Source organism: Mycolicibacterium llatzerense (genome assembly GCF_000878195.1).
In the GTDB taxonomy this organism is placed as follows: Bacteria; Actinomycetota; Actinomycetes; order Mycobacteriales; family Mycobacteriaceae; genus Mycobacterium; species Mycobacterium llatzerense.
The window spans coordinates 46662-54775 of sequence record NZ_JXST01000041.1 but is presented as its reverse complement, the minus strand read 5'-3'; the positions used below and the strand labels follow the sequence as shown (position 1 = coordinate 54775).

10 protein-coding genes are annotated in these 8114 nt (G+C 64.8%); 3 read left to right on the top strand and 7 right to left on the bottom strand.

The window, feature by feature from the left end:
- Positions 1 to 375: 375 nt before the first annotated feature.
- The 4 genes from TL10_RS23800 to TL10_RS23785 form a co-directional block, all read right to left on the bottom strand.
- Positions 376 to 789: a hypothetical protein gene (locus tag TL10_RS23800; RefSeq protein ID WP_043987623.1), complete on the bottom strand. Its 414-nt coding sequence runs from the start codon at positions 787 to 789 to the stop codon at positions 376 to 378.
- Positions 790 to 956: 167 nt separating this feature from the next.
- Entirely contained in the window at positions 957 to 1292 is a 336-nt protein-coding gene (locus TL10_RS23795; RefSeq protein WP_043395063.1) for a GerW family sporulation protein, read from the bottom strand.
- A 77-nt stretch (positions 1293 to 1369) separates the two neighbouring features.
- Positions 1370 to 1867 (bottom strand): TspO/MBR family protein, encoded by a 498-nt coding sequence (locus TL10_RS23790; RefSeq protein ID WP_043987622.1) that lies wholly within the window; start codon positions 1865 to 1867, stop codon positions 1370 to 1372.
- A 90-nt stretch (positions 1868 to 1957) separates the two neighbouring features.
- On the bottom strand, positions 1958 to 3337 hold the full coding sequence (locus TL10_RS23785) for a cryptochrome/photolyase family protein (RefSeq protein ID WP_043987621.1): 1380 nt from the start codon (positions 3335 to 3337) through the stop codon (positions 1958 to 1960).
- Between the two features lie 82 nt (positions 3338 to 3419).
- Here TL10_RS23785 and TL10_RS23780 point away from each other — a divergent pair, with 82 nt between their 5' ends.
- Positions 3420 to 4187 (top strand): DUF2127 domain-containing protein, encoded by a 768-nt coding sequence (locus TL10_RS23780; RefSeq protein ID WP_043987620.1) that lies wholly within the window; start codon positions 3420 to 3422, stop codon positions 4185 to 4187.
- A gap of 1 nt (position 4188) precedes the next feature.
- On the opposite strand, the gene TL10_RS23775 is transcribed toward TL10_RS23780, so the two are convergent.
- The 3 genes from TL10_RS23775 to TL10_RS30340 form a co-directional block, all read right to left on the bottom strand.
- Positions 4189 to 5658, bottom strand: coding sequence for an AMP-binding protein (locus tag TL10_RS23775; protein WP_234711530.1), 1470 nt, complete (start codon positions 5656 to 5658; stop codon positions 4189 to 4191).
- Between the two features lie 94 nt (positions 5659 to 5752).
- Positions 5753 to 5950: a zinc-binding dehydrogenase gene (locus TL10_RS29790; RefSeq protein WP_052506523.1), complete on the bottom strand. Its 198-nt coding sequence runs from the start codon at positions 5948 to 5950 to the stop codon at positions 5753 to 5755.
- On the bottom strand, positions 5896 to 6150 hold the full coding sequence (locus tag TL10_RS30340) for an alcohol dehydrogenase catalytic domain-containing protein (protein WP_157850390.1): 255 nt from the start codon (positions 6148 to 6150) through the stop codon (positions 5896 to 5898). The genes TL10_RS29790 and TL10_RS30340 overlap by 55 nt, the downstream gene beginning before the upstream one ends.
- Before the next feature lie 325 nt (positions 6151 to 6475).
- Between TL10_RS30340 and TL10_RS31780 the strand changes: the two genes are divergently transcribed.
- Together TL10_RS31780 and TL10_RS23765 are read left to right on the top strand one after the other, a co-directional pair.
- Positions 6476 to 6940, top strand: a complete 465-nt coding sequence (locus TL10_RS31780) for a hypothetical protein (RefSeq protein WP_234711529.1) — start codon at positions 6476 to 6478, stop codon at positions 6938 to 6940.
- A complete protein-coding gene (locus tag TL10_RS23765; RefSeq protein WP_043987619.1) occupies positions 6937 to 8082 on the top strand; it encodes an HTTM domain-containing protein in 1146 nt (381 codons plus the stop codon). Before TL10_RS31780 ends, TL10_RS23765 begins: the two co-directional genes overlap by 4 nt.
- Positions 8083 to 8114 lie beyond the last annotated feature (32 nt).

Genomic DNA, 8114 nt, shown 5'->3' with positions numbered 1-8114 from the left:
GGTGTTTGGGAGCCGGCTTGCTCGGGCCTGCCGCATCCGTGGCATGCGAGGTGTCCGATGCCGTCGATGAGGGCTCGGCGTAGGCGATTCCTTGCCCCGTTGTGAGCGATATGCCGACCCCGAGAAACACTGCCAGGGCTCCGACCCGACCGATGTACCGCGAGCAACCCATGGTCGTTCCCCTTCGTCCGTCCGCCGTGGTCGTCCGCGGTAACGGTAGAAAGAATTGACGCCGGAGTTAGCATTTCCGCCCGGGATACAGCTGGGAGTATTCGTACAGTTCCCTGTGACTTGCCGATCGCAGCACGGGTGCCGGCGGCCAGGCGCGGGCCGCCACCCTGTCGGCATGACAGGGTGGCGGCCGCGTCGTCGGTGCTAGAGGCGAATGAATGCGCTGCCTTCTGCGTCCCACACGCCCCAGGCGCCGAGGTCAGGGTCCCAGACGGCCTGCATACCGGCGGCCCAGTCGGGCAGTGCCGGTGCCGGCGGAGTACCCATCGGCGGCACGACCGGGACAACCACCCACGCGGGCGCAGCGGTGAACGGGATGCGGTCCTGCGGCAGCGGCCCACCGTGCCCGGGAGGAGGCAGGTAGCCGTGGCCCGCCGGCAGCGGATTACCAGGTGCACCGGCGTTTACGCCGGGTCCGGTAACACCGGGGGCGGGAAATGGTGGTGTCGGTATCGGTCCCATCGGATCGGCTTGGGCGACGGCCGCGCCGACTCCCAGTCCCACCATGCCGAGCATGCCGGTTGCGACTGCGCGCGCTGCGATTTTCTTCAAGGTCATGCGTTGAACTCCCTTGGTGTGGTTTCAGAAATGGCGGAGCACCTCGGCCGCACCGTGTGCGGAGAAATGAGGGCTCCTCGAACCCCGCCACTGTGGGCATACCCGAAGGAGGAATCGCCAAACCGAACCGAGGGGATGCCCCGTCGGTCAAAGGGTGCGTCGAGCGGCTACCTGCGAAGTCGCGGTGCCAGATGCCCGTGGTTGGACAGGTCAGGCCACGGCGGGCGCCGCAGGATCGCCAGGCAGCCGATCACGGCGGTGATCAGGCCGGTGACGACGCCGACCAGTGCGATCCGGTCCGCGTCCACCGCCGGCACCCACGACGTCCCGCCATCGCGAATGACGAAGACGCCGAGCGGTTTTGCCGTCGTGCCGGTGCCGCCGTGACTGACCTTGGCCACCGGGATGACGGTCGCTCCGTCGGGCGTGTGGTACGGCTCGGCGAAGGCGCGGCCTGCCGCGTCGTCGGAGAACTGGTCGAGAAAAGCTTCCGGATTCTGCAACCTGGCCTCCGCATGAGTCGAGCGTGGATGGTCGCCAGCGTAAGTCGACTGCCCTGGTATGTGCCAGACCTTCGCGGCTACGACCGTTCGGCGCGCCTGTTCAGCTGCCGAATATGCCCGCAGAGCACGGTGGCGAACGCGCACCACAGGGGATAGAGCGCCAATGGTGCAGCTCGTCCGCCGATGGCGTCGACAGCCCGCCGCGTCAGGTCGGCGCTGCTCACCGTGAGCGCCGCGCTGACGGCGGTCGCGGTGCCGAAGCGACGACGATTGAAGAACAACCAGGACCACGCAGCATTGAGCACGAGATTCAGTGCGAGTCCGTTCCGGTAGGCGCGACGCTCGATGTCGCGGCCGGTTGCACCCAATTCGTCGATCGCGGCGGCCGAGACGACGGCGATGTCTGTGTAGAGCGCGGGCCAGACCACAGGGAATACCTGGCGAGGCGGTTGATACGCCGGCTTGCGCAGCTGCTCATACCAACTCGATCGGACTGCGGGCGCTGTCGCCGCGCCGCCGACTGCCGTGGTGGCGACGGTTGCGGCTGCGGTGATCAGCAGGGTGGTGATACGCATGAAGTCCCTTCCCTGAGCATGTCAAAAACTCGATGGCACTGGTCAATTGGCAAGCACTTACTTTCGATGCTGCCATACACCGGCGTGTCGCTACGGTTTCCGCGGCGCGGGCGCCGCGGTGCTGCGGGCACCGAGCGCGTGATACCGCCGGAGCGCTTCGGCGCGTTCCTCGCCGTGATCGACGATCGGCTCCGGGTAGCCGGGCGGGCGTGGCCCTGATTTGAGGTGGGCATCGGCCACGTCGGCCAATTCGGGAACCCAGCGGCGGACATAGGCACCGGTGGGGTCGAATTTCTGGCCCTGCGCTGTCGGATTGAACACCCGGAAGTACGGAGCGGCATCGGTGCCGGTGCCCGCGCACCATTGCCAGCCATGCTGATTGTTGGCGATGTCGGCGTCGACCAGCTGCTCCATGAACCAGCGGGCACCCCATTGCCACGGCAGGTGCAGATCCTTGACCAGAAAGGACGCGGTGATCATCCGCACCCGGTTGGGCATGAAGCCGGTCTCGCTCAATTGCCGCATGCCGGCGTCGACGAATGGGAACCCGGTCCGGCCGGCCTTCCAGGCGTCGAAGAGCCGCTCGGCTGCGTCGTCGGTGTCGGTTTCGATGGCGTCGTAGTCACGGTTCCAGTTGCGCCAGGCGCTGTCCGGCCAGTGGTGCAGCACCGCGGCATAGAAGTCACGAAAAGCGAGCTGGCGCAAGTAAGCAACGTGGCTGGCGTGGTGCAGGTCGAGGCCGTCGACCATGGTGCGCGGGTGAATCGTGCCGAACTTCAGGTGCACCGACAGGTGGCTGGTCCCGTCGGCGCCGGGTAGGTCACGCTGGTCGGCGTAGTCGTCCAAACCCGCGTCGATGAATTGCCGCCACTGGTGTAGGGCCGCCTCCTCGCCGGCAGCGAAGCAGGGCGGCACCTTGGGGTCCGGGATGTCGGCAAGTTTGGCTGCTGCGGCAGCCAGACCGCTCGGATCGATCCATTGTGCCGATTGGGGACCGGTTTGGGCCGGCTGCCGCCAACCGTGCTCACGCCAGCGCCGGAAGAACGGCGTGAACACCCGGTAGGGGCTGTCGTCGTCTTTGGTGACCCGGCCGGGTGAGACCAGGTACGGCGAGCCGGTGGGAACCAGCGGGACGCCGTCGAGTGCCTGCTGGACCCGCTCGTCACGGCGCTCGCCGAACGGGGAGAAGTCCGCTGAGACGTGCACGGCACTCGCATCGACCTCTTTGGCGATCAGCGGAATTCGCTCTTCCGGGCGTCCACGGGTGACCAGCAGGCGGCCATCGAGCTCAGCATGCAGATGCCGCAAACAGTCGCCCAGGAACTGCAGGCGGCGGGCGCCTGATGAGGCTTCAAGACGCGGATCGAGGACGAAGCAGGCAAGCACGTCGCCGTCTTGGTCGGCCGCTGCGGATAAGGCCGGTAAATCGCTGAGCCTGAGGTCACGGCGGAACCAGAGCAGGGAAGGCACGGCTCCATCTTGGTATGAACCGGTGGAGCTGCGGTCGACGGATCCGTGTTCTCGGCTCAGGTGGTGTCGATACGGTACGAACATGGTGGATTTCGCCCTGCGGTCCTGTGGACTACGTGGCCACGCAACGTTCGCTCCGGACGAACCTGAGCTGGCCGCCCGCTTGCATGTGCTGACGCCGGTCGGTGAGGCATGGCGATGCCTGCGGTGCGAGACGTTCGTCGTCGGTGCGCCGCGGGGGAAGGGACCTGCGGAATCGGCACCCGAAGTTCCGCGCGGCCGGCTGCTGCGCGACCGCGTGCTGATGCGGGTGTTGGCCGCCGAGCGCGTTTTCCGGTTCCTGCTGCTGGCCGCGATGTCCTACGGCGTGTTCCGGGTGCGAGCGGCGCGGGTGCACCTGCGGGACATGTTCGAGAAGGACCTGCCACTGCTGCGGCCGTTGGCGGACCAGATCGGCTGGAACCTAGACAGTTCCAAGATCATTCGCCACATCAACGACGCGTTCACGATGTCGAGTGACACGTTGTTGTTGATCGCGATCGGCATTGCCGTCTATGCGTTGATCGAATTGGTGGAGGCCGTCGGGCTGTGGGGGATGTGGCGGTGGGGCGAGTACTTCGCGGTGGTGGCCACCAGTTTCTTTCTGCCGCTGGAGATCTACGAGTTGACCGAGAAGGTCACCGCCCTGCGGTTGACGATGTTCCTGGTGAACGTCATTGCGGTGCTGTGGTTGTTGTGGAGCAAGCGGCTGTTCGGGCTCAACGGCGGTGGCGCGGCGTACCGGCAGGAACATGAGACGGAGAGTCTGATGAGTGTCGAGCGGGCGGGATTGGCGACCGCCGCGGCCTGAGCTATCCGGTCAACTGTTCCCGGAGTTGTTCGCGCAGTATCTGTTTGGCGATCTTGCCGTTGGTCGTGAGGGGTAGCGCGTCGACGAACACGACATGGCGGGGACGTTTGAACGCCGCGATGCGGCCGCGTACGTGCGTGACGAGATCGTCGGCGTCAGGCTGGGTGTCGGCGGTGGGCACCACGACCGCGCAGATCGCCTCGCCCCAGTACGGATCGGGAACCCCAACGACGGCAACCTGATCCACGTCGGGATGAGACGACAGCACGTCTTCGACTTCCCGGGAGGACACGTTCTCGCCGCCGGTGATGATGATGTCCTTCAGCCGGTCGGTCACCACGAGCCGGCCCGCGTCATCGAGGTACCCAACGTCACCGGTGTGCAGCCAGCCGTCGTCGGTCGTGGGCGTGTCGGGCCAGTACCGGACTGCCACCTGATCGCCACGAACCAGTATCTCGCCACTCGGTGCGATCCGGATCTGCACATCGGCGTGGGGCCGGCCGGCCGTGGCGAGCACGGCGGTGTCACCCGCGGCTCCCGCCCGATGGTCCTCGGGGCCGAGAAACGTGACATTGCCACCGGTTTCGGTCATTCCGTAGCCCTGGTGGAATCCGACGGCGAGGCGGCCCAGGGCACGCCGAAGCAGGTCGGCAGGGATGGCGGACGAGCCATAGGCGATGTCCCGCAACGACGGCAGGTCGGTGCCGGTCTCGCCGAGATGAGCCAGCAGGCTGTGCAGCATGGTCGGGGCCAGCGAACACGAGGTCACCTGGTACCGGTTCACCGCGGCGGCGAAGGCTTCGGGCCGGAAGGCCGCCACCGGCAGCACCGTCGACTGTGCGCAGTGGTGCACCAGCATGTTGTAGCCGGCGATGTGGCACATGGGGAACGGCAGCAGATACACGCCGCCCGGACGGACCGACCTGCCGGCGATGCTGCCCCGGACGGCCGTGGTGATCGAACGGTGCGTGTGGACAACGCCTTTCGGTGTGCCCGTGGAGCCGCTGGTGAACAGCAGCCAGACCGGGTCGTCCGCGTCCGGCTCGTCTGGCACGGGCCATCGTGTCGATTGCGTTGCCGCAGTCCACTGTTCGTCGTCGAACGAGATCGAGTCGGGCCGGCTCAGCGGTTCCAGATAGCGGGCGTCACCCAGGATCAGGGTGGGCGCCGCGGTGGCCAGTTGTGCGACATGTTCGTCGGCGCTGAGCCGTTGATTGATCAGGACGAGGATGCAACCGGCGCGGGGCACCGCGTAGTAGAGCGTCGCGTAGTCGGGGCCGTTGTCGGCTATCACCGCGACCCGGTCGCCGCGGGTGGTCCGGGAAGCGATCCAGCCCGCGGCAGCCGTGATCGCCCGGTCGAATTGCGCGAACGTCGAGACGGTGCCGTCTTCGGCGATGATGGCCGGACGGTCGGGCGCAACCGCGGCGGCGCCGGACACCAGGTGATGGAGCAGTTTACCGTGCCCCACAACGCCTCCCGTGTCTCGGCCTGAGTATCCGCAATACGCTACCAGCCTAGGTGCGTGGATAATTCTCCGTCCCAAGGGTTTTGGCCGGGGGATATCAGTCGGTGTGGGCGGCGAGCACCTGGTTGACGCCCGATGGGGCCCAGGAGCGCAGTGGCGAGACGACGTCGCCGCCCCGGTAGTCGATGGCCAGTTCGGCACCGAGTTCGGTGACGTAATCGAAGTTCTTCGGGCTGCAGGTCACCGCGACCCGCGCACCCAGCGCATGGGCGATCTGGATGGTGCTACCCGCCACCGGTAGACCCGTGGCGTCGACGTAGCTCCAGCCTCCGGTAGTGGCGCCAGCAGCTCAGGCGACGCGACACGGTATTCGGCGCACGTGCGGTCTGCCCCGTTGCGCTGATTGGACATCCCGAAGACCTGATCGCCCACCTGCCAGCGGGTAACTCCCGGCCCGACGGCCGCGACGACACCGGCCAGGTCGAAGCCCAGCACGAACGGGAAGTGGTAGTCGATGTAGACGGAGAGCTTGCCCTCGCGGGTCTTCCAATGCCGGCTGCGTCAGCTCGGCCAAATTGACGTCGGAGTAGATAACGTCGCCGGTGCCTGCTAACGTCCTGAGTGCGTTCACAAGTTTGCTCAGTTGGGGACTCGGCACCGTGGATGCGAAGGGGGAAGTGACTTGACTTGGTATGCGTTTTCCCGCCATCTTCGCTGGCAGTGCGCCAAGGTGGGAATCGGGGGCATACGACCGCTGTGCAATTACCAGTGATCGTGAAGTTATTGGGGGACGTTGGTGCAGGCTTCTGAGAAGCGCAGAGTGCGGATTGTCTTTGTTGTCACGTTCTTGTGGATCGCCCTGCTCCAATACGTATTTCTCGGCATTGCGCGCGGGGAACCCTACCCGGCTCTGATTCTCCCCGGTTTCCCGGCGAACTGTCCGGGCTGCTTATTGGAAACTGGCGTACCTAAGGCGAAAGAGCCGTGGCTAATCGTTCGTTTCGCGGACGGGCATGTAGAGCCTGCGCCAATAGAAACCATCCTGCCTCCGGGTCCGTCAGTGCCGTTCATCGCTTTCTCGACTGCCTACGACAACGACGCTTTCAGGAGCAATCCCGAGGCCGTCGCCTGGCTTCGGTCAAAAATCATGGAGCGGTTCCCCGACCAACCTGTAGCGGGCCTGGATATCGTTTGGCGGACAGCGACATATAGACCGGACAAGACATCTGGAACGGACTACGCGCCCTTGCGTACTGTCAGCATCGATTTCGGAAATGCGACGTGAGACTAGTCGAAAGATTCGACCGCTGGGTCGAAGATGGACCGTTCACCGCTGAGGATTTGGGTATTTACCGGATCATCTATGCGTTGAGTGTCCTGCTGGTCGCGCCTGATATCACTTGGCTTAGCCACTATCCCGATTTCATGTTCCATGCGCCGCCAGGGCCACTTCAGCTCCTGTCGGGATTTCCGTCCCCGGGGGTACTCATCGGATTGGAAGTGCTTCGGTCAGTCATTCTCGTCATGCTCGGGTTGGGTATATGGACAAAGTATGTGTCGATCGCTACCTGGCTCGTACTTTCTGCCACCTATGGAGTGACGTTCTGTCTGGGTAAAGTCGACCACACGATCTTGTTGACATTACCGCCCCTGGTGTTGGCCTTCGCCAATTGGGGGAACCGCTTCTCCGTGGACGCCTTTCGGCGTAACAGCGAACCCTCGCTGCAGGCACAGTGGCCATTGCGCTTGTTGGCTCTGCTGATCGGGTGGGGCTTTTTTGCCGCGGCGCTGACCAAGGCGCTGACCGGCTGGCTGTCATTCTCGAGCCAGGCGTCACGCGGGTATTTCGTCCTTGGCTTCGTGACCCAGGGGCGGACGCACTGGCTGGCCCAGTGGATAGCTCAGCATGATGTGCTCGCCGCCTGGGAGGTCGTCGACTGGCTTACCGTCGCCTTCGAGCTCGCCATTCTCATTGCCTTACCGTGGTGGCGTGCCTTTCGGATCACGCTGGCTGTAGCTGCCATATTTCACTTGGTCGTGTTGTTGATCATGAACATTGATTTCAGTAATGCAGTCGTCGCTTACGGTGCGTTCGTTTCGTGGGGTGCGATTGCCCGGCGGGTAGGTAGTTCACGGGTTGGCCGATCTGGTTTGAGGGCCCTGGAAGCGCGGCGCGCGCTACTGGAGGGTGCTGGCGGCCGGGTTCTTTTGGCAGTGCTAGCGGTTGCTGTCGGCGCAGCGTCCTGGTTCGTGATGGTGAGCCCGACGGGCAAAGTTTCTACCGGGGCGATCGGCGGACATCTCATCATTGTCATCGGCGCGATGATTGGGCTGACGTACCTCTTGATCGAAGCGAGTGCCGCACTCGCGGGCGGTGGTAGACGAGGATCGCTACGCCCGAAACATCCTCTGCGGCAGCGATGTTGAATAACCACGGGACGTTGACGTCGTCGTAGCCG

Excerpts from the sequence above, each read along its gene's own strand:
- TL10_RS23780 (WP_043987620.1), top strand. The coding sequence starts at position 3,420 with ATGGTGGATTTCGCCCTGCGGTCCTGTGGACTACGTGGCCACGCAACG.
- TL10_RS23790 (WP_043987622.1), bottom strand. The coding sequence starts at position 1,867 with ATGCGTATCACCACCCTGCTGATCACCGCAGCCGCAACCGTCGCCACC.
- TL10_RS23800 (WP_043987623.1), bottom strand. The coding sequence starts at position 789 with ATGACCTTGAAGAAAATCGCAGCGCGCGCAGTCGCAACCGGCATGCTC.